Source organism: Thermohahella caldifontis (assembly GCF_041153465.1).
GTDB lineage: Bacteria > Pseudomonadota > Gammaproteobacteria > Pseudomonadales > Oleiphilaceae > Thermohahella > Thermohahella caldifontis.
Window position 1 is genome coordinate 1,882,271 of the sequence record NZ_CP154858.1, and the last position, 20,460, is coordinate 1,902,730.

Consider the following 20,460-nt stretch of genomic DNA (forward strand, 5'->3'; position numbering starts at 1 on the left):
ACTTTCCTAGTCTATTTTCCGACGGAGATTCGAGAAAAAACTACCAAAAAAAGAGCCTGCAGAAACACCATGAATGAATACGATGCCAGCGCAAATGTTACCGTATTAGATTGAAAAATCCAAACATAAACGCCAAACCCAACGAGAGCCATAAGCAGAGCCTTGTTTATTATGTTAATTCTGTAGCTAGACAGTAACTTCGCTCGCTCCGAAATGACAATAGATATAGGATATACCGTGAACGAGAAGATGGTCAAATCTGGCCAACTCACTCCAATAGTAGAGTATAGATATATCGCGCCAAAACATAAAACAAACAGCTGAGAACAGGGAGCAGCAATATATAATATCTTCCTGTTAAAAATTTCAAAAAAGCCTCGGTTAAGCAAAAGAGACTCTATTGTCCTTATAAGACTAACCCCAAATGTTAGACACTTTTGATACAAAGAGAAAGCCCCTATAACATCTCGACTTAACACAGGATAAAACACTATTGCCGGTGCGTTATCTATTATCTTCTTTATAAATGCTGAAAGATAATAATTCTTTGCTAGAACATAAGATGCTTTTAGGTAAGAGTTTAATCTTCTTAACGACACCGGTCGAAGGGCCTTTCCATAAATCCTGAATGCAAATATAAACATTAAAATCAGAACAAAAATTTGAGATATAACAAAAATGCTAATCAATGATTTAATAGAAATAATTTCGGGCGACAAAACGATTACACCAGCCAGCTTCATAATGGACCATAAGGTCTGAAGAGAGAGAAAGATATCTAATCTGGCTTTAGCTTGAAAAAGAACATCGAAAAGATTAAATATTCCTGTAAGGCAACAAAAAACTCCAAACAAGAAACTCAAATAGATATCAAAAGACAAGAGATATTTGCCAACAAGGATAGAAACAATAAAAACTAACGGCTGAATATAACAGTAGAAACTTGTTACGATTTTTGAAACGCCGATTTTATCCTGAATCCTCATAAGAGAGAAGTTGGGCGGCATGACTAATTGCACGAGCAAAACCATTGAACAGGCTGCCAAAGCAATGTAAAGCTCTCCAACAAGTTTTGTAGAACCATAATGAACCAGCGCGTATACAAATAGAAATGCGAAAAAAGAATTTGCCAGATTCAAGATTGTTTGAAATAGTATCTTCTTAAATATCATAACATTTAAGGAACCTCTGAATTAATCCCCTTTAGAGCCACCGAAATTCAGCCCATAGACAGGTATCGATCAACAACCAAACAAATCTGGCCAAAGACAGGCCTTGTATTGTTCGCTTTCTGCCTAAAATGCGCTCTGACGGTGCATTTTAGGCTCAACGCCCCTATGATCCTACCCACCAACAACGGACACTCAACTAAGCGACTTTAAGTGCCTCAAATTTTCCCGGGCTCAAATTGCCGTTGGCGCTGTGTCTGCGATCCCGATTGTAATCCACTTCAATGTATTCGAACACAGCCCTTCGCATCTGTTCTCGTGTTCTGAATGGCTCCCCGTGTATGGCCTCCACTTTCAGGGAATGGAAAAAGCTTTCGGCACAGGCGTTGTCGTAACAGTTGCCTTTCGCACTCATGCTGCACCTGAGATTGTGCGCCCTGATCAGCTTCTGGTAATCACGGGAGCAATACTGGCTTCCCCGGTCGGAATGAACGATCACGCCTTCGGGCATGCCCCTGCGCCACAGCGCCATACCAAGCGCATTACAGACAAGGTCGGCTGTCATGCGCTCAGACATGCTCCAGCCCACAACCATCCGGCTGAACAGGTCAATCACGACTGCCAGATACAGCCATCCTTCGTCCGTCCACAGGTATGTGATGTCACCCACCCACTTCTGGTTGGGTGCCGTCGCCTCAAATTTCTGCTCCAGAAGATTCGGGGCAACCGGCAGATTGTGTTTCGACTGTGTGGTCGCTTTGAACTTCCTGGCAGCTCTGGCACGCAAGCCCTGTCGCTGCAGGCTCTTTGCGATGGTCTTGCGATTCAGGGCATGTCCGTTTTCGGCCATTTCTGCCACCAGCCGGGGAGCACCATAACGTCCCTTTTTCTGCCAGAAGGACTCACTGACGGCCTGATCTGTTGCTTCACGGCGATGCTGACGCGCAGAGCGTGCCACCTGCCTGCGGCGCCAGGCGTAATAGCCACTGCGTGAAACACACAGAACACGGCTCATCGTTTTCAGGCGGAACTCTCCTTCATGTGCCTGCATGAACACGTACTTCACTTCAGGCTCTTGGCGAAGTACGCCGCCGCCTTTTTTAAAATGGCCAGCTCCTCTGCCTGTTGTGCCAGTTGCCGCTTGAGGCGGGCGTTTTCCGCGGCGAGCTGCTGTTCTGCCTCGCTCTGGCCTTGTGCCTGCCTGGCCTTGCTGCGCCAGTTATAGAGCTGTGATTCGTGCAATCCCAGTTCTTTGGCTGCCGCACTGATGCCAACGCTGTCAGCCAACGCCAGCGCCTCCTTCTTGAAGTCCTCGGAGTAGCGCTTGCGTGTTGATTTGCCTTGTGTGTTCTTTCTTGCCATGGTTCACCTCTGTAGCGTAGTGTACTCGCTTAATGAGGTGTCCACTATTGCTGGGCAAGATCAGATAGTCCATGGCTTGCTCCTGGGCGCTGCTGGTATCTGATGGCTTATTATTCTTCATTTGGGGAGTTTTTCAGAGGTTCCTTTACAAATTCCTTTTTATGTCCAAGAGTGGCGTAAACAAATTTACCTTCAGATTTCAGAATATTGAATCTCTCAATATTTCGATATTTAACCACCCTCGCAGGATTACCAACTACAACAGCGCCATCAGGTACGTTTTTACTGACAACCGAACCAGCCCCTATTACTGCGCCCTCACCAATCGTAACACCGGGCAGTATTATTGCGTCCCTACCAATCCACACGTAATCCTTAATAATTACTTCTTTGCAAATCACTTTATTATCAAAAGGTATTGCTTCAAGTTTTTCTCCATCATAGTAATGTGTTCTGCTGTATATTTTTACACCAGGTGCAAATATAACTCCGGAACCAATGGTTATTCCTCCTGCTCCATCAAAATCCGCGCCCGGACCAATCGAAACATTATCACCAATACTGATTTGATTAGCAAAAGCAAAATTGCTTTTCAATGATTTATATAAAACATTAGCGCCTACTTCTCTAAAATGAATATGGCGATATTTTAGGTAGAGCAAGATTTTCTTTATCGGTCGCATAATACGCATAACAAACCTCCAAATACATCTTTTTTCTATTAGAGCTTTCTATCCGCCATGCAACGGACACTCGATCAGGATATAATCATGTTATTCCAAAAATCAGTTAGTCTTATTTCCTCCCTTAGTTTTCGCCCTGACGGACATTTTGGGTGCAATAATTCTTTGAAAAGCCTCGCTATCGTGGAATTCACCATCACGGCGGGCTTTGTCAGTCGGTTGATGTTCTTCAACATACTATTATAGTACCGCCGCACTAGATCAGGCTTTGCTACCCCAGTAGCCCGTTTACCGTATCCAGGATCTCCTGCCGCAAATTTTACTTTCCCATCTGATGCTAAAACCTCTGGATCGTCCATCCATCCTTAATAAGCCCCCATAGCTATGTCCCTTCAAAGCAGCGCCCAAGTTAGACTTCCTTCAGGTGGCCTAAGCGGAGGTGGCCTAAGCGGTTGGGTACATGTTTTTTAGAACGGTTGTACCATGTAGGTCTGGAGCATGTCAGATACTGGATAAGACTATCAATCCATCCATACTTGCTATATCAGCGGGCAACCACTGCACCAGGCGTGCCGCAACGTCAGCGGATCAATCTGACTATTAGCAACTTCATGACAAACTCACACATTATCGAGATACCACTCCATTGCAAGTGCAATACCATCTCGGATTCGATAATTCGGAGTGTAACCGAGCTTTTTTGTCGCCTTATTGATATCAGCTAGGGAATGCCGAATATCGCCGGGACGAAAATCCCTGTAAACTGGTCTTCTATCATAATGCACGCCTCTCTTTGCGAGTGCCTGCTTGACCTCATCAAAGAGCATATTCAGTGTTGTCCGCTCCCCAACAGCTACGTTGTATACTTCGTTTTTGTCATCATCGTCTGCTACAGCAGCTAAAATATTGGCCTGAACTGCGTTATCCACATAACAGAAGTCCCGACTGGTTTCACCGTCTCCGTTGATAAACACATCCTCGCCCCGTATCATGGCTGCGGTCCATTTGGGTATTACTGCTGCATACGAGCCATCCTGATCTTGTCTCTTGCCAAACACGTTGAAATAGCGCAGCCCAATAGTCTTGAAACCATAGGCTCTTGCAAACACGCTCGCATAAAGCTCGTTAACGTATTTTGTTACGGCATAGGGCGACAGGGGATTACCAATATTTTTTTCCACTTTTGGCAGGGCCGGATGATCCCCATAGGTCGAACTGGATGCTGCGTATGTAAAGCTCGAAACACACGCATCTCTGGCAGCAACCAGCATATTAAGAAATCCGCTTATATTAGTGTCATTGCTGGCTATTGGGTCATTAATGGATCGGGGCACCGAGCCCAAGGCTGCTTGATGAAGGACATGGCGTACACCTTCACATGCCTGTCGGCAGTCATTCAGATCGCGAATATCTCCCTCAATGAAATGGAATCGCGCCCACTTAGTGGCGCCGACCAAGGATTTGACTTCATCTAAATTCCGCTGGTACCCGGTTGCGAAATTATCCAGGCCTACCACCTCTTGATCCAGCTTAAGGAGAGTTTCGAGTAAGTTTGACCCAATGAAGCCCGCAACCCCAGTTATCAACCATTTAGTCGGCTTGCTGTGCAGCTCTTCACACAGAAGCTCATAGCGATGCATGTATCTCCTCCTTTAACCTTAAAGCCTCAAATCTGACGCTGCTTCAGGCAGAAGATACTTCAGGTCATACAATACGTGATTTGCTTTTCCCAACGCCCGAATCTTTTGCACTCCCATTTCACGGAACACATCGTGACCTACAGCCAAGATGATGCCGTCGTAAAAACTTTCGGCTGGTTCTTTGATTGGTTCAATTCCATACTCACTAATTGCCTCTACTGGGGAAACCCACGGATCATAGATATCCACCTGTGCACCGTAGTCTTCTAATTCGTGCACAATATCCACGACTTTAGTGTTTCTCAAGTCTGGGCAATTTTCTTTGAAGGCCAGTCCCAGTACCAAGATGCGCGAGCCCTCTACCTGTATCCGACTCTTGATAAGCGCCTTGACCAACTGAGCCGCTACGTATTGGCCCATGCTATCATTAATTCTACGGCCAGCGAGAATCATCTCCGGATGGTAGCCGATGGACTGAGCCTTATGCGTGAGATAATAAGGATCTACTCCGATGCAGTGTCCACCTACAAGACCAGGCCGGAATGGGAGAAAATTCCACTTGGTTCCAGCTGCTTTAAGCACCGCTTCGGTATCAATTCCCATTTTATTAAAAATCATCGCAAGTTCATTGACCAAGGCAATATTGATATCACGCTGTGTATTCTCAATCACCTTCGCAGCCTCGGCGATCTTGATACTTGCAGCCTTGTACGTTCCGACTGTGATGATTTCGTTGTAGAGTGCATCAACCAGGTCAGCCACCTCCGGTGTTGATCCTGATGTCACCTTTCTTATATTGGTCAAGCGGTGCGCCTTATCACCCGGATTGATGCGCTCAGGGCTGTAACCCGCGAAAAAGTCCTGGTTAAATACAAGCCCTGAGACACGTTCCAGAACAGGTACACAGTTTTCTTCCGTCGCGCCCGGATACACTGTAGACTCGTAAATAACGATATCGCCCTTCTTGAGGTATCGGCCAATAGTTTCACTAGCATTAATCAAGGGTGACAGATCCGGTTGCTTGTATTTGTCTATAGGCGTCGGCACTGTTACGATAAAAACATTGCACCCCTCGAGAGACGCCGGATCAGAGCTGAAACGAAGTTGCCGTGCTGACTGAAGCTCGTGCGCTTCTACTTCCCGCGTGCTATCGCGTCCCGCCAGCAACTCTTCGACCCGCCTCTGGTTGATATCGAAGCCGACGACCGGCCGTTTCTTGCCGAATTCGACTGCCAGCGGTAACCCCACATACCCTAAGCCAACAATAGCTAACTGTATATCTTTAAGCTGCATACTTTAACCCTATCCTTAATATTCAACCAAATACTACGAAAGTGCTTATCTGGACATGTACTGCCTGCCACTCCGCAAAAGCGATATCATCACACCAACCATTCCACCAAATAGGACACCCAAGGCCAGTATCATTGCCCGCTTCGGCTTCACCTTCTCCTCCGGCACCACGGCCGGGTCCAGCGTCTTGAAGGCGTACTCATCCCGCACATTTGCCAGCATGATGACCTTGGTATTCTGTTCGATCAGGCTGTAGAACACTTTCTGCATGTCCGCCAGTTGGGTCTTGGCGAGTTCGGCCTTGAGGTAGTCGATCTGTTTCTGGGCATCGTCCACGTCTTTCTGGCGCAGGTAGGCGTTGAGGTCCTGAACCAGCCATTCTACCCATTTTTGCGCCAGAATGGGGGAGACGTGTTCGATGGAAACGCTCACCAGGCCGGTTTGCTTGTCCTGGCTGACCTTGAGGATATCCTTGAAGGCCTTGTACAGTTCCCAGTCGCTGGGCTCGGGTGTCTGAGGTGGGTCCACGTCACGCACCCAGCGCTGGCCCGCTGCATCATAAACTTTCGGGTCAATAATCAGCTCTCCGCTTTCCCGGTTCCAGCCCTTTGCGGCCATGAGCGACACTTCCAGCTGGTGTTGCCGGATAAACCGAGTGAGGAAAACCCGGGATTTGAGGACTTCCATGGCAATGGCGGTGTTGTCCGCCTTGCCGGCGGGCAGTGAGACACCCGCCAGGCTGGCCAGCCCGCCGAACTGGGATGCCAGTGCGCTGAGTCCGCCGCCGCTTTGCTCGGAGGCGGGTGCCAGGACGGCCTTGCTCTGGTAGATATTGGGCTGGAGGACAGCCCAGCCTGCTGCGGCACCCCCAAACAGCACCATGCTCAGCAGGATCCACCACTTGCCGGCAACGATCCTGGCCCAGAGTTCACGGAGGTCGATTTCATCATCCGCCAGCATCTGAATCTGCTCACGGGGCTCAAACGGTGCAGGTGCCTGACTCATGCTAACCTCCTTACAGGCTGTTGACGGCGGCGGCGCCCAGTGCGATCTGGTAGAAAATCTGCGAGACGCTGGTCCAGAGCTTCAGGGAGTCGATGCGCTCCACGTCCAGCGGCACGTAGATGGTGTCTCCGGGCTCCAGGGCCTTGCTCTCTCCGCGGAACCAGCCGCTGCCACCGGGCAGCCAAACCTGACCGTTGGCCTTGACCACATAGATGCGCTGATCATCGGCACGGTTGGTCACGCCGCCACTGAGGTTGAGATAATCCCGCACACTGAGCCCCTGGTCAAACAGGTGGCTGGTAGGATACTGCACTTCGCCCAGCACCGTGACCGAGTCGGGCTTGGGCGGAATGTAGAGTGTGTCCCCATCCTGCAGCCGTACATCCTTGCTTTCATCACCAGCCAGCAGTGCGGGCAGGTCGATGGTCATGCGGCCGACGGGCTTGCTGGTTTCGAGACTGCTCAGAAATCCCGTGAGCGCCTGCAGTTCTTCCACCTTGGCATTGCCTGCATTGGCCTGCTTGATCTGCAGGGATGCCAGATCCTGCTTGATGCGTGCGCGCGCTTCCTGCAAACGCTGTGCTTCCAGTTCACGCAGTTTGGCGCGGGAGAAGACAGCCCCCTTGGGGTAGGCCTGTGCCGTCAGCCCGCCTGCACGGCGAATCAGTTCACTGAGCGTAGAGCCACGCTGGACGGTGTACTCGCCGGGAAAGTTCACTTCACCCTTGACAGCAATGGTGACGCGGGCATAGAACTCGGGAATCTGCTTGATGTGAATGCTGTCCAGGGGCTGCAGGGCCGTGGCCGACTGGGCCTCAGCCGTGCTGAGAGGTACGTTCACGATCTGTGTTTCCGCCTTGCCGTCGGCGTTGATCACGATGCGCGTGATTTCGCTGTTGAGGGTGTAGGCGGCCTCCGTGAGCCCGCCCGCGGCGCGAATGGCACTGGCCAGATCCGAATGCTGCGTGAGCGGATACGTCCCCGGGAACCGGACCTGGCCACTAATGGTGTAAACCGCTGACAGTTCACCGGGGCGGTTTTGTGCCCGAAGACGCTTGAGCAGCGGCTCAAGCTGGGCGACCCGTGGTTGCGATATTGCACCTTCCGGGGTCTTGGCCTGCTCGGCAGACAGGATCAACACCCGATCCCTCGGCTGCAGCACCAGATCATGCGCTCCACCGTTCTGGCTGATGGCGGCCACCGGATCAAAATCCAGCACCTGGATGTTGCCGGTCTCGGCGTTTTCCCGAACCACCAGGGCATAGTGGCGGTCAGCGGAGTCCTTCAGGTCAAAGCGAATACTGTGGATGAGGTCCGAAATGCGCAACCCCTTCTGCCACTCGACCGTCCGCGGCCGCAGGACTTCGCCTTCCAGGGCCACGCCGTTGGCCAGAACGCCTGCCTTGCCCGGGACGCTCACCACATCCCCATTACGGAGTGAGGCTGCCCCATCCGACTTCAGTGCCAGCGTCTGAATGAGTTGCCGGCCGCGGCTGTCCACGCGCGTCAGGGTGATCTGGCCGGGGTTGGCGTCGGGCGACAGCCCGCCGGCCAGTGTCAGGGCACTGCGCAGCGTGAGATCCCGTTCAGTCAGCTCGTAAATGGCCGGGCGCTTGACTGCGCCCTTGACGGTCACGGTCTGGCCTACGGTCGGCACGAAGATCACATCACCGGGCCGGAGACGCTGATCGGCACTGGTGTCGCCGTTGAGCAGAAAGCGATAGAAGTCGATTTCGGCAACGGTCTTGCCATCACGCTTGAGTGCCACGTGACGCAACGAACCGGTACGGCGAACGCCGCCACTGAGCCAGAGGGCATGGCTGAGGGTGGTCAGACTGCTGACCTCATAACTGCCCGGTTTGCGTGCTTCGCCCAGCACAAAAACCCGGAAACTGCGCAGCTTGCCCAGGGTGACGTCGGCTTCGACGCCGATCATCTTGTCCTGGATCAGTTTGCGGATCCGCGCCTGGGCCGCTTCCAGCTTCAGGCCCAGTACGGACACCCGGCCAAGCTTGGGCACGAGCACCTCTCCGGTGCGGTCCACCACCAGTTCCCAGCTCCCCGATTCCTTGCCCAGCAGGTTCACCCGCAACGTATCCCCGGGGCCCAGCACATAATCCAGCGGCACGGGAATATCGGTCACCGGCGCGAAGGTGGCGGGCTCGCCTTCGAACAGTTCATAGCCGAAGGGGCGGAGCTTGTCATTGGTATAGGCAACCTCTCTGGCAGGGCGCTTGACAACCTCGGGCGCTGGGGCAGCGTCAGCCGTTTCGCCACCGTTGCCCTGCAGCGCAGACAGATCCACACCCAGCTGTTTGGCCACCAGGGCCTGCTGGTCTACAGGCAGGGCCATGAGCTGCTGCAGCGCCGCCGGATCCACGGCCCGTGCGGAGGGGCTGAGCAGCACGAGCACCATGAGCAGGTGCCACGCACGCATCAGGGGTTTCAGTAGAGTGAGAGGTTGCCGCATCGCTATGTGCCTTTCCTTCTTGCTGCGTTATTCAGTTTGCCCGGTTCACCAGCGCCAGGTGCCGGACAGGCTCAGGGTATGTCGTCGGTAATCGTAATCCGCCTGGCGCACGGGGTGGCTCAGCATGTCCCAGCTCAGCCGGTAATTCAACCGCTGCCACCAGGCATCATAAAACAGGCCGCCCAGCCAACCACGACTGGCGGTATATTCCCCCCGGCGCGCTGGCGCGGAGGGTGCCGTCTTCGTTCAGCCTGTAACGCTGCAGGCGCACCCCCCAGAGGGTGCTGTCCTGCTGCCACAGGTACAGGCGCAGCGCCACGCTCCGGGCGTCGTTGTCCAACACTGACCCCAGGGCACGGGCCCGGTAGCGCAGGCCACTGGTGTAGATACTGTGGTTGTAGGTGATGTTGTACAGGATGCCACTGGGCCCGCCCTGTGTCCGGGTATCCGCCCAGCTCAATACCGCTTGCAGCAGGCCCAGCTCCGTGTCCAGCCCCTTGGACAGTTCGGCCAGACGCACCACATGTGACGGCAGGCCATTGGCTTCATCCTCACCCTGGACCTGCAGGGTCAGACGGGTCTGCCCGGGGCCGCTCAGCGTCAGGTCCAGGCCACCCACCTGATTGCCGGGCTCATTGTTGCGGTCGATCCCGTCGCTGCCCACGTTGTCCCGGCCCAGCGCCAGATCCACCAGGCTGGACATCGTTTGCGGCCGTCCCTCGCCCCCCCACTGAGCAATCCGGTAGAGACCTGCCTCAAACCATGGCAGCGGTTTGAAGGTGAAGCGGGCGCCCAGCACCTTCGTATGCGAGACGGCTCGCCCATCTTCCAGTTGCCCCACGAACAGGATCACGTGCCAGGGCCCCAGAAAACGCCAGATTCCCGCCGATGGTATGCTGCGATAGCGCTCGACCCACGCTGCCGGAAAATCGGAACCGTTTTCCGACAGCCCCAACGGCGTGGTCCAGCTTGCCCCCCAGTGGCGGGGCACCCAACCGGCACCGACCATCCAGTTGCCGTCCAGCCAGGAGAGCTGGGTATCCCGGACAGACCAACGGGTATCGTCCAGCAGGCTGGCACGTTCATGGCTGAGGCTGAGGGTCAGGGACCAATTGCCGGACAGGGCATCTGCCCGCGCCACGGCGCTGTTTTCGGGCTGCTCCTGCCAGGCCGCATCGGAGAGCGGCGCGCGGCCATTGGCAAGGCGGAATCCGGATTCGGAAGTGGCCGGTTGACGACGCACACGATCCAGCTCATATCCGAGGTAGGCCTGCTCCAGACCACGGGCAGCCGTCGGCGCCTGCGCCAGTGCGTCCTCCACCCGTCCCCAGGAGAGGGGCCAGACGGAGTGCAATCGGGTCTCGCCCGGCAACGCGTCCCAGGCGAGGCGTGCACGCACGTCATCCAGCGGCACCCAGGGCGCGGCGAGACTGCCGGCACTGAGGCTTACAAGCCAGATCACCACACCAATACCGCGTGAACCCATCAGCTCCCTCTGATCCCGAGGTGAATCGACCCCGTATTTGACACGAATTGTAACTGTTCGTAAAGCACCCTGCTAACGCAGGGCGCACAATATACCCTTTGGCCTATGCCAGGCGCAACACCTTCACCCGCTCCAGTCCCTTTGCCTCGCGCAGGTGGGCGGCGTGCAGGCGACTCATGACCCCCTTGTCACAGTAGAGCAGGTACGTCTGATCCGGACCCAGCTCGCTCACGCGGTTTTCCAGTTCATAGAACGGGATGGACAGCACCTTGTTGTGATTGAGGGTGAGCGGGTGCTTTTCCTGCTCGTTGGGGTGACGGATGTCGATCACCACATCCCCCGGTTGCGGCAGGCGCACTTCTTCCACCATGCCGGCGTGCTGGGTCGTGGCCATGACTTCGTCCAGGTTTTCGATCACGGCATTTTCAACGGCGGCATCCAGCACACTGAAATCGAAATTGGCCTCGGTGGCTTCCAGCCGGTCCATCCGGGCACGGGTGGTGGGCCGGTCGGAGATCACGCCACAGTATTCCGGCATGTTCTTGGCGAACTCGCCGGTGCCGATGCGGTCGGCGATATTGATGATGTCCTGCTTGTCCATGGTGGCCAGTGGCCGCAGCACGAGCATGCTGGTCACGGCATCGATGGCGCTCAGGTTGGTGAGGGTCTGGCTGGAGACCTGGGCCACGGATTCTCCCGTCACCAGCGCCCGGGCCTTGAGTCGCTGGGCAATGCGCTCGGCCGCCCGGTACATCATGCGCTTGAGCACCACACCCATGTAGCTGTGGTGAATGTTTTTGAGAATCTCGGCCACCACCCCCTCGAAGGGCACGGCAACAAACTTGACCCGGTGCGAGGCGCCGTAACGTTCCCACAGGTAGTGGGAGACCTGCTTGACCCCCACCTCGTGGGCGGTGCCGCCGAGGTTGAAGAAGCAGAAGTGGGTTTTCATGCCGCGGCGCATGGTGAGGTAGCTGGCCACACCGGAGTCGAAGCCCCCGGAAATGAGGGACAGCACCGGCTCCTGGGTGCCCAGCGGATAGCCGCCCAGCCCTTCCAGGCGGCCATCAATGAGATACAGCCGGTTGTCGCGGATTTCCAGCTTGATGGTGACTTCCGGATTGTGGAGATCCACTCCGGCGGTTTCACAGTGCTGGTTCAGGCCACCGCCCACATAGCGTTCGGCATCATGGGATGTGAACGGGTGCTTGCCGGTACGCTTGACGCGCACGACAAAGCGCTTGCCACGCAGGCTTTCGCCATAAGCCGCGCGAGTATGCTCGTAGATCTCGTGAAGGTTGGTAAACTCGACTTCCCGCACCATGAGCGCATTGGCAATGCCCGGCGTGCGGGTGAGCACATCGGCGGCGGCGGCCTCCACCGCAGGCTCGGCAGGCGTGATGACTTCGAGGTGATCCCAGCCGGCATTGACACGGATCCGGTCGTCCACCGCCCTCATGAGGCGGCGCAGGTTGTCGCGCAGCTGCTTGCTTTGCTGCTGGCGAACCGGTTTGCTCTTGATGGTGATTTCGGGAAACAACTTGACGAGGAACTTCATGGGCGGCGTGCCAACGTGCATTCTGCTGAACAAGCGGGCTATTATAGCGCTTTTACAGGAGGGGATGTATGGACTTTGATGAACCGGTGTATTCCGACACGCGCGTGAGTGCGCGCATCAACCCGGAAGGGGTGCTGGAGCTGGTATCCCAGTACGAGGCGGCACGCCTGATGGACAATCGCCAGGGCGGGCTGTACCGGCTGTTCCGCCAGTGTGCGCTGGCGGTGCTGAACAGTGGTCAGGAGACGGACGATGGCCGGGCGCTGCTCAACGCCTATGCGGACTTTGACATCCAGCTCATCCAGCAGCCGCGCGGCATCAAGCTCAAGGTGATCAATGCACCGGGGCACGCCTTTGTGGATGGCAAGATGATCCGCGGTGTGCAGGAGCAGTTGTATGCGGTGCTGCGCGACATTCTCTACACCAATGACGTGCTCTCCACCGACCTGCATCTGGATCTGAGCACGTCCGACGGGGTGACCAACCTGATTTTCCATATCCTGCGCAATGCGCGGGTGCTGATTCCCGGCCGCAAGCCCAATATCGTCGTGTGCTGGGGCGGACACTCCATTCCCCGGGACGAGTACGAGTACACCAAGGATGTGGGCTACATTCTCGGCCTGAAGGGCTTCGATATCTGTACCGGCTGCGGGCCGGGGGCGATGAAGGGGCCCATGAAGGGGGCGGCCATTGCCCATACCAAGCAGCGGATTCTGGATGGCCGCTATATCGGCATCACCGAGCCGGGCATCATTGCTGCGGAATCTCCCAACCCCATCGTCAACGAGCTGGTGATCATGCCGGACATCGAGAAACGTCTGGAGGCGTTCGTGCGGACCGGCCATGCCGTGATCGTGTTCCCGGGCGGGGTGGGCACGGCGGAGGAAATCCTCTATCTGCTCGGCGTGCTGATCAACCCGGCCAATGATCACCTGCCCTTCCCCATGATCCTGACCGGCGGCAAGGGGGCGGACGAGTATTTCGGCCAGATCGACGAGTTTGTGGGGCTGACGCTGGGCAAGGAGGCGCAGAAGCGCTACAAGATCATCATCGATGATCCCATGGCGGTGGCCCGGGAGGTGGAACAGGGTATCCACAAGGTGACCCATCATCGCCGGACCCACAGCGATGCTTTCTATTTCAACTGGTTGCTGAATATCGATCCGATTTTCCAGCAACCCTTCGTGCCGACCCATGCCACCATGCGGGCACTGAAACTCACCCACGAGCAGCCCATTCACGAGCTGGCGGCCAACCTGCGCCGTGCTTTCTCCGGTATCGTGGCCGGGAATGTGAAGGAAGAGGGGATTCGTCAGATCGAGGAAAAGGGGCCCTTCGAGATTACCGGGGATCCGGCCATCATCCGGCCGCTGGGAGCGCTGCTGGAATCCTTCGTGAAACAGGGGCGCATGAAGCTTCCGGGCTCGACGTACACACCCTGCTTCCGTGTGGTCTGACTGATCCGCCAGCCAAAGGCATCCCGGGCGGGATGCCTTTGCAACGAGAGGCTTACTTCAGGCTGGAGTAGTATGCCGCCAGGTTTTCGATGTCCTGATCGGACAGTGCAGCCGCCTGACCCTGCATGATGGCCGCCTGACCGCCGGTGCGCTGCTTGTTCTTGTAAGCCTTCAGGGCTTCGACCAGGTACTTCTCGTTCTGGCCAGCCAGATTGGGATAGGTCGGAATCATGGCCTTGCCGTTGGCGCCGTGGCAGGCTGCACAGACCGCTGCCTTGGCCTTGCCCGCCTCAGGATCTCCCGCTGCCTGAACGTTGAGGGTGAGGCCGGTCAGCGCCAGGCCAGCGATTGCAACGGATACTTTTCTCATCATGCTCATCAGGTTTTTCCTCTTTGTTGGAGTGCACGTTCCCGAAACACAAGGCTTTTATAGCACTTGCGGCCCGGTACAACAAGCCAGCCTGAAGTATTGCACAGGCTTTCTGAATACGCACTTAACATGGATCAAGAGTGCTTGCAGTCTGCGCCCCCTTCAACAAGAATACCGGTTCCGCAGCGAGGACAGGACATGACAGATCGTTCCAATCAGGACATCGGCATCTTGCTGGTCAATCTGGGTACACCCGACGCGCCTACTCCCCGGGCGATCCGACGTTATCTGCGCGAGTTTCTCGGCGATCCGCGCGTGGTGGAGATTCCGCGCCCGGTCTGGTGGCTGATTCTGAACCTGTTCGTGCTGCCCTTCCGGCCCAAACGGCTGGTTGAACCTTATGAAAGCATCTGGACCGAACGCGGCGCACCGATTCGCTATATCACCGAGAATCAGGCTCGGGCGCTGGAAACTTTGCTCAACAGCAGCGCCAGCGAAGGCGCCCGTTTCCGTGTCCTGCCCGCCATGACCTACGGTGAGCCGGCACTGACCCGTCAGCTGGAGGCCCTGCACCGGGAGGGTATCCGGCGGATTCTCTGCCTGCCGCTCTACCCCCAGTATTCCTGCAGCACCACGGCGGCCACACTGGATGTGCTCTACCGGGCGCTGATGCGCTACCGGGACATGCCGGAAGTGCGCACGGTACGCAGCTATGCGGATTTTGAGCCCTGGGTTGAGGCGCTGGCCAGCCATATCCGCCGGCATTGGGAGGCGTCAGGCCGGCAGGGCCATCTGCTCTTTTCCTTTCACGGCATTCCCCAGTCCTATGCGGACCAGGGCGATCCCTACCCCCTGCACTGCGAGCAGACCGCGCATGCTGTGGCCGGCCGGCTGGGGCTTCGGGACAGCGACTGGACCCTGAGCTATCAGTCCCGTTTCGGCAAGGCGCAGTGGCTGACCCCATACACGGATGAGACGGTTCGCCGGCTGGGCGCAGAAGGCTGCAAGGCGCTGGATGTGGTGTGTCCGGGCTTTGCGGCAGACTGTCTGGAAACACTGGAAGAGATTGATGTGGAGAACCGCCGGTATTATGAAGAGGCGGGTGGCAAGGATTTTCGCTATATCCCGGCACTGAACGATTCGCCCGGGCATGTGGCGGCGCTGGCCGAATTGATCCGGCGTCACTGCAGCGGCTGGCCGGCACAGCCCTGAGTCACACTACTCGCCTGATTTCAAATAGTTTATCCGCACACACCAGGCATTGCACCCGGCCATGCGCCGGGTGGCGGGTTATGACCGTGTTTCGGCAATTTACTACACCAAACCGTTTTACTTAAAATATGAATCATGGTTCAATTTTTCCATTCACTGCTGTATGGGAACTGCCATGATTGAAATCGCTGTAGGCCAGTGCCTGATTGCTCTTCAGGCTGCCATCCGTTCCGGTATGGACACTTCCGAGGCAAAGGAATTGCGTGCACAATTTGTCGCCCAGGCGAATGAGGGCCGCGTTCCGCTCGAGGTCTACAACGAGCTGGCGCGCACCATCTTCCGGCGCATGGGACGCCCTGATCTGGGGCTGGAGTTCGGCAGCAACATCCGTCTGGTGCTGCCCTATTTCATCGGTGATTTTTCGCCCGTGACCCACACGCTGAAGGATGCCATCCAGAACATCCTCATCAACAGCCAGATGCGCTGCAGCCACAACCACAATGCGAGCCTGCATGTGTGGTTCGAGGACGCCATCCTGCGCAGCCCCACCCATCTCGGGGATGACGATCTGCAGGCCTTTTTCGAGGATCTGTTCGTGTCCTGCTGGCTGCATTTCTTCAAGGAAGCCGGTATTCGCCAGTTTGACGGGTTCCAGGTGTTCATGAAGCAGCCACGGCAGAGCTGGCATGGTCAGCTCGAGGAGGCATTTGATGCCCGCTTCCACTGGAATCATACCGAAACCCGGATTCAGTTTCCGGCCCGTCTGCTGCATCAGGAGTTCAGCGTGGATCGCTTCAATCTCGAATCTCTGCCTCAGAAACTGGAACGTGCGGTACTGGAGAAGACCATGGGGTCGTCCGAGTACGTGGACAGGGTGGTGCGCCACATGCTGCAGGCCATTCTTCACGAGAAGGTGGCGTCACCCAATGCGGCGGACATGGCGCGGCTGATGCACACCAGCGCGTCAACCCTGCGCCGCCGTCTGGCAGATGCGGGCTGGTCTTACCAGAAACTGCTGGATCATGTACGTGCCCTGCTGGCTTCCGCACTGCTGGAGTCCCGCCTGATGAGCACCAAGGAAGTGGCCCACTATCTGGGCTTTACGGACACGGGCAACTTCCGTCGGGCATTCAAGACCTGGACAGGCTATTCTCCTGCCGAATACGTGCGCACCCGTCAGGCGGCGTGATCAGAGCCAGGCCGCTGCCTTTTCCCTCAGGAACTGGTAGCGGCTGAACTGCCGGTGATCCGGGCCGATGCGGCTGACACGCTGCAGGCAGTCCCGGATGAGGGCCCGGTCGGATGCGTCTCCACCGCTTTCCAGCTTTTTCAGCAAAACCTGCACGCAGTTGAGATTGAGCGCCACGTGCCGGGGCGAGTAGGTCAGCGCTTCCCGGAATGCGGCAATGGCCCCGGCCACATCCCCGTTTTCGAAGAGCTGAATGCCCCGGCGGTTGTGTCGTGCGGCCTCCGCCCGGGCGGCCTCGCTGACCGGTTCCTCGCGCATGGCGGCGATGCGCTCGGCATAGGCCGGGTCGTTCCCTGTCCGCAGCTGGATCTGGGTCAGCAGCATTTCCGCATCCATGTCCTTCTCGTAGGCGAGCAGTGTACGGGCCAGATCCAGCCCCGCCTCCACATCCTCGGCCAGTCCGACACGTTCGTACAACCCCAGCGCCTGATCCAGTGCGGCTTCCCCGCCATGCTTGTCGCCCAGTTCCAGACAGGCCCGGGCCCGGACCGTCATCTGTCGCATCCGGTCACCATCGGTCAGCTCAAAACGGTTCTCTGCCGCCGCCAGGATGCCGAGTGCCTCGGCGGCGGTGTGCTGACGCTGTTCCGGGGGCTGGGCACTGGCCTTCTCCACCAGCGCCTGAGCCAGCCCGATGTGGTATTCCACCTTGTCCAGCACGCTGTTGCGCCCCAGGTCCACGGCGTTGCGCCAGGCTTCGGCCGCCTCATCCACCTTGTTAACCTTCCAGCTCAGCTCCCCCAGCCGGCCGTGGCGATGTAACGACAAGGGTGAGCGTCCCACCGCATCTGTCATTAACGCCTGAGCTTCCTCAACCCGACCGAGATGTTCGAGGACCTCGGCCATCAGGTCGTAGGCAATCAGGCAGTGGGGAGACTGTTCGATGATGCGCCGGAGACTGTCTTGCGCCTGCTCCCATTCCGCCTGGGCCATGTACACGCGCACGCGCCCCACCTGCGCCCAGATGAGCGGGCGTTCCGCCAGGACTTCATCGTACACCCTGGCTGCTTCCCTCAGATTGTTTTCCCGAAGGTAAAGCTCGCCCAGGGTTTCTGGCACCAGCGGCTGTACTTGCTGCCCTTGATGATCTTTTCCTCGCAGCGCTGTATGGCCTCGCTCCAGCGCTGCATGTCCATCGCGTGCTTGATCTCGTAGAGCACCTCGTTGTCCACCAGCAGGGCATCCAGGCGTGCCTTGAGCACATCACAGGTAATGGGCTTGTTGATGTAGGCGTCCGGCTGATGGTCGATGGCCCCCAGCACCATCTCCCGCGTGGTTTCCGAGGACATCATGACGAAAAGGGAGGTATGCCGCAGCAACGCCTTGACGCGCAGCTCTTCCAGCACTTGCTGACCGGTGCGGCCCGGTAGCTGGTAGTCACAGATCACCACGTCGTAGAGGCCGCCGGCACACTTGCCGACAGCCTCTGCCCCGTCAGCGGCCAGATCAATGACCCAGGCGCCGAAGGATCTGAGATATTTTTCCAGGGTGAGACGCACCTTGAGGTTGGCGTCCACCACAAGAAAGCGCGAGTTCCGGTATTCCCGACTGAGCATGCATGGGTTCCTTTCATGGCCAGCCCAGACGGACCGCATCCTCGCCCGGGATCACTTATTCCAGATTAGCATGAAATCCCTCGTCAGCCAGGTGCATGAGGTTGCGCGCGCCGCTCATCATGCAGGCGTAATGCTGTTTGGTGCGGGGCAGGATGCGGTCGAAGTAGAACCAGGCCGTATCCACCTTGGCACGCAGGAAGGTTTCATCCCCTTCTTTACGGGCCAGTTGCTCCAGCGCCTTCTCCGCCTGCAGCAGCCACATGTAGCCAAGTACGATGTAGCCGGAATACATGAGGTAGTCGTAGGCGGCGGCGCCCACTTCATCCCGGTCGCGCATGGCACTGAAGCCCACGCGCAGCGACACGTAGGCCCACTGCCGGTTGAGCCAGGTGAGGCGCTGAATGAGCGGCTTGATCTTCTTGCGGTGCTTGCCGGTGACAAACGGCGACTTGCCGCTGAGGTAGTCCGACAGTTCCTTGTGAAAACGGCGGAAGGCCTCGCCCTTGTCGAGGATGAGCTTGCGGCCCAGCAGGTCCAGCGCCTGAATGCCGGTGGTGCCTTCATAGAGCGTGGCAATGCGGGTGTCGCGGACAATCTGCTCCATGCCATGTTCGCGGATATAGCCGTGCCCGCCGAACACCTGCATGCCGAGATTGACCGACTCCCAGCCGGTTTCCGTGAGGAACGCCTTGACGATGGGTGTCAGGAAGCCCAGGGTGTCGTCGGCACGTTCGCGTTCGGCTTCGGTGGCGCCGTGAACGTATACATCCGCCGTACGCGCCACGTAGTACAGCAGTGCGCGGCCCCCTTCCACAAAGGCTTTCTGGGTCAGCAGCATGCGCCGGACATCCGGGTGCACGATGATGGGGTCCGCCGGTTTTTCCGGATACTTCTTGCCGCTGAGGGATCGCATGGACAGCCGCTCCCGGGCATAGCGCACCGCATTCTGAAAGGCCAGCTCGGCGGCCGCCGTGCCCTGCATGCCGGTACCGATGCGGGCGGTGTTCATGAAGGTGAACATGCAGGCCAGGCCCTTGTTGGGTGGCCCCACCAGCCAGCCTTTGCTGCCGTCGAAATTGAGCACGCAGGTGGCCGACGCATTGATGCCCATCTTGTGTTCCAGGCCGCTGCACACCACCTGGTTGAACTCGCCCACGCCACCACTGGCATCGGGCAGGTATTTGGGCACCACAAACAGGGAAATGCCGCGCGTTCCCTTGGGGGCGTCGGGCAAGCGAGCCAGCACGATATGAACAATATTTTCGGCCAGGTCATGATCGCCGGCGGAGATGAAGATCTTGGTTCCGGTGATGCGGTAGCTGCCGTCCGCTTCCGGTTCGGCGCGGGTGCGCACCTGTCCCAGGTCCGTGCCGCACTGGGGTTCAGTCAGGCACATGGTGCCCGTCCAGGTGCCTTCGATGAGCTTGCGCAGGTAGAGCTGTTTCTGCTCTTCCGAGCCATGCAGGTAGAGCGTGTTCATGGCACCGATGGAGAGACCGGGGTACATGCCCCAGGCCCAGTTGGCGGTGGCGATCAGTTCGGACTTGAGCACTCCGAGCGACAGGGGCAGCCCCATGCCACCGTATTCCGCCGGGTGCGACAGTCCCTGCCAGCCGCCTTCAATGAACTGCTGATAGGCTTCGCGGAACCCCCTGGGGGTGATGACCTTGCCATCCTCGAGCCGGCAGCCCTCCTGATCGCCGGACTGATACAGGGGGAACAGTACCTCCTCGCTGAAGCGCGCGGCTTCGTTGACGATCTGGTCCACCACGTCGGCGGGGGCGTCGCGGCCTTCAGGGAAGGTCTGATAGTGGGTCTGGAAATCGAACACGTCATTGAACAGGAACATCATGTCCCGCAGGGGTGCCTTGAATGTGGCCATACAACCTCCTCGTCCGGTCTTTGCCTGAAGATGGGACCAGTGTGACGCAGGCAGGCGGGGCTGACATT

16 protein-coding genes are annotated in these 20,460 nt (G+C 57.1%); 3 read left to right on the top strand and 13 right to left on the bottom strand.

The genetic code is table 11. The annotated features are described in order from the left end of the window. Positions 1-11: 11 nt before the first annotated feature. The 9 genes from AAIA72_RS09130 to thiI all read right to left on the bottom strand — a co-directional run bounded on the left by AAIA72_RS09130 (position 12) and on the right by thiI (position 12,666). Positions 12-1,172: a hypothetical protein gene (locus AAIA72_RS09130; RefSeq protein ID WP_369600013.1), complete on the bottom strand. Its 1,161-nt coding sequence runs from the start codon at positions 1,170-1,172 to the stop codon at positions 12-14. Positions 1,173-1,368: 196 nt separating this feature from the next. Beyond that, a protein-coding gene (locus AAIA72_RS09135) for an IS3 family transposase (RefSeq protein WP_369600014.1) occupies positions 1,369-2,531 on the bottom strand; the annotation gives its coding sequence in 2 pieces (ribosomal slippage) (positions 1,369-2,273 and positions 2,273-2,531; 1,164 coding nt in all). 110 nt (positions 2,532-2,641) lie between these two features. Further along, complete coding sequence (locus tag AAIA72_RS09140) at positions 2,642-3,223, bottom strand: DapH/DapD/GlmU-related protein (protein ID WP_369600015.1); 582 nt, start codon at positions 3,221-3,223, stop codon at positions 2,642-2,644. A gap of 611 nt (positions 3,224-3,834) precedes the next feature. Continuing rightward, entirely contained in the window at positions 3,835-4,854 is a 1,020-nt protein-coding gene (locus tag AAIA72_RS09145) for an SDR family oxidoreductase (RefSeq protein ID WP_369600016.1), read from the bottom strand. 18 nt (positions 4,855-4,872) lie between these two features. Then, positions 4,873-6,147: a Vi polysaccharide biosynthesis UDP-N-acetylglucosamine C-6 dehydrogenase TviB gene (tviB, locus tag AAIA72_RS09150; RefSeq protein ID WP_369600017.1), complete on the bottom strand. Its 1,275-nt coding sequence runs from the start codon at positions 6,145-6,147 to the stop codon at positions 4,873-4,875. 45 nt (positions 6,148-6,192) lie between these two features. Continuing rightward, complete coding sequence (locus AAIA72_RS09155; RefSeq protein WP_369600018.1) at positions 6,193-7,152, bottom strand: Wzz/FepE/Etk N-terminal domain-containing protein; 960 nt, start codon at positions 7,150-7,152, stop codon at positions 6,193-6,195. A 10-nt stretch (positions 7,153-7,162) separates the two neighbouring features. After that, the gene (locus AAIA72_RS09160) at positions 7,163-9,589 is read right to left on the bottom strand and encodes an SLBB domain-containing protein (RefSeq protein ID WP_369600019.1); all 2,427 of its coding nucleotides are present in this window, start codon (positions 9,587-9,589) and stop codon (positions 7,163-7,165) included. 199 nt (positions 9,590-9,788) lie between these two features. Beyond that, positions 9,789-11,108: a capsule assembly Wzi family protein gene (locus tag AAIA72_RS09165; protein WP_369600020.1), complete on the bottom strand. Its 1,320-nt coding sequence runs from the start codon at positions 11,106-11,108 to the stop codon at positions 9,789-9,791. A 103-nt stretch (positions 11,109-11,211) separates the two neighbouring features. Next, entirely contained in the window at positions 11,212-12,666 is a 1,455-nt protein-coding gene (thiI, locus tag AAIA72_RS09170; RefSeq protein WP_369600021.1) for a tRNA uracil 4-sulfurtransferase ThiI, read from the bottom strand. A gap of 68 nt (positions 12,667-12,734) precedes the next feature. On the opposite strand from thiI, the gene ppnN reads away from it, so the two are divergent. Continuing rightward, positions 12,735-14,123, top strand: coding sequence for a nucleotide 5'-monophosphate nucleosidase PpnN (gene ppnN, locus AAIA72_RS09175; RefSeq protein WP_369600022.1), 1,389 nt, complete (start codon positions 12,735-12,737; stop codon positions 14,121-14,123). A 52-nt stretch (positions 14,124-14,175) separates the two neighbouring features. Here ppnN and AAIA72_RS09180 read toward each other — a convergent pair whose 3' ends face one another. Then, entirely contained in the window at positions 14,176-14,502 is a 327-nt protein-coding gene (locus AAIA72_RS09180) for a cytochrome c (protein WP_369600023.1), read from the bottom strand. 189 nt (positions 14,503-14,691) lie between these two features. On the opposite strand from AAIA72_RS09180, the gene hemH reads away from it, so the two are divergent. Both hemH and AAIA72_RS09190 read left to right on the top strand, forming a co-directional pair. Continuing rightward, on the top strand, positions 14,692-15,705 hold the full coding sequence (gene hemH, locus AAIA72_RS09185; RefSeq protein ID WP_369600024.1) for a ferrochelatase: 1,014 nt from the start codon (positions 14,692-14,694) through the stop codon (positions 15,703-15,705). Between the two features lie 175 nt (positions 15,706-15,880). After that, positions 15,881-16,894: a helix-turn-helix domain-containing protein gene (locus AAIA72_RS09190; protein ID WP_369600025.1), complete on the top strand. Its 1,014-nt coding sequence runs from the start codon at positions 15,881-15,883 to the stop codon at positions 16,892-16,894. Here the strand turns inward: AAIA72_RS09190 and AAIA72_RS09195 are convergent, their stop codons facing one another. Genes AAIA72_RS09195 through AAIA72_RS09205 form a run of 3 tightly spaced genes read right to left on the bottom strand, consistent with a single transcriptional unit; the run spans position 16,895 to position 20,392 of the window. Continuing rightward, complete coding sequence (locus AAIA72_RS09195) at positions 16,895-18,013, bottom strand: tetratricopeptide repeat protein (protein WP_369600026.1); 1,119 nt, start codon at positions 18,011-18,013, stop codon at positions 16,895-16,897. Next, positions 17,968-18,510 carry a response regulator gene (locus AAIA72_RS09200; RefSeq protein WP_369600027.1) on the bottom strand — a complete coding sequence of 181 codons (543 nt, stop codon included), beginning with the start codon at positions 18,508-18,510 and terminating at the stop codon, positions 17,968-17,970. The genes AAIA72_RS09195 and AAIA72_RS09200 overlap by 46 nt, the downstream gene beginning before the upstream one ends. A 55-nt stretch (positions 18,511-18,565) precedes the next feature. Next, positions 18,566-20,392, bottom strand: coding sequence for an acyl-CoA dehydrogenase C-terminal domain-containing protein (locus AAIA72_RS09205; protein WP_369600028.1), 1,827 nt, complete (start codon positions 20,390-20,392; stop codon positions 18,566-18,568). Positions 20,393-20,460 lie beyond the last annotated feature (68 nt).

What these genes read in the sequence shown, in the direction of transcription:
- AAIA72_RS09145 (WP_369600016.1), bottom strand. Translation starts at nt 4,854, where the DNA reads ATGCATCGCTATGAGCTTCTGTGTGAAGAGCTGCACAGCAAGCCGACT.
- AAIA72_RS09205 (WP_369600028.1), bottom strand. Translation starts at nt 20,392, where the DNA reads ATGGCCACATTCAAGGCACCCCTGCGGGACATGATGTTCCTGTTCAAT.
- AAIA72_RS09155 (WP_369600018.1), bottom strand. Translation starts at nt 7,152, where the DNA reads ATGAGTCAGGCACCTGCACCGTTTGAGCCCCGTGAGCAGATTCAGATG.
- AAIA72_RS09165 (WP_369600020.1), bottom strand. Translation starts at nt 11,108, where the DNA reads ATGGGTTCACGCGGTATTGGTGTGGTGATCTGGCTTGTAAGCCTCAGT.
- ppnN (WP_369600022.1), top strand. Translation starts at nt 12,735, where the DNA reads ATGGACTTTGATGAACCGGTGTATTCCGACACGCGCGTGAGTGCGCGC.
- AAIA72_RS09160 (WP_369600019.1), bottom strand. Translation starts at nt 9,589, where the DNA reads ATGCGTGCGTGGCACCTGCTCATGGTGCTCGTGCTGCTCAGCCCCTCC.
- AAIA72_RS09200 (WP_369600027.1), bottom strand. Translation starts at nt 18,510, where the DNA reads ATGCTCAGTCGGGAATACCGGAACTCGCGCTTTCTTGTGGTGGACGCC.
- hemH (WP_369600024.1), top strand. Translation starts at nt 14,692, where the DNA reads ATGACAGATCGTTCCAATCAGGACATCGGCATCTTGCTGGTCAATCTG.
- thiI (WP_369600021.1), bottom strand. Translation starts at nt 12,666, where the DNA reads ATGAAGTTCCTCGTCAAGTTGTTTCCCGAAATCACCATCAAGAGCAAA.
- tviB (WP_369600017.1), bottom strand. Translation starts at nt 6,147, where the DNA reads ATGCAGCTTAAAGATATACAGTTAGCTATTGTTGGCTTAGGGTATGTG.
- AAIA72_RS09190 (WP_369600025.1), top strand. Translation starts at nt 15,881, where the DNA reads ATGATTGAAATCGCTGTAGGCCAGTGCCTGATTGCTCTTCAGGCTGCC.
- AAIA72_RS09130 (WP_369600013.1), bottom strand. Translation starts at nt 1,172, where the DNA reads ATGATATTTAAGAAGATACTATTTCAAACAATCTTGAATCTGGCAAAT.
- AAIA72_RS09180 (WP_369600023.1), bottom strand. Translation starts at nt 14,502, where the DNA reads ATGAGCATGATGAGAAAAGTATCCGTTGCAATCGCTGGCCTGGCGCTG.
- AAIA72_RS09140 (WP_369600015.1), bottom strand. Translation starts at nt 3,223, where the DNA reads ATGCGTATTATGCGACCGATAAAGAAAATCTTGCTCTACCTAAAATAT.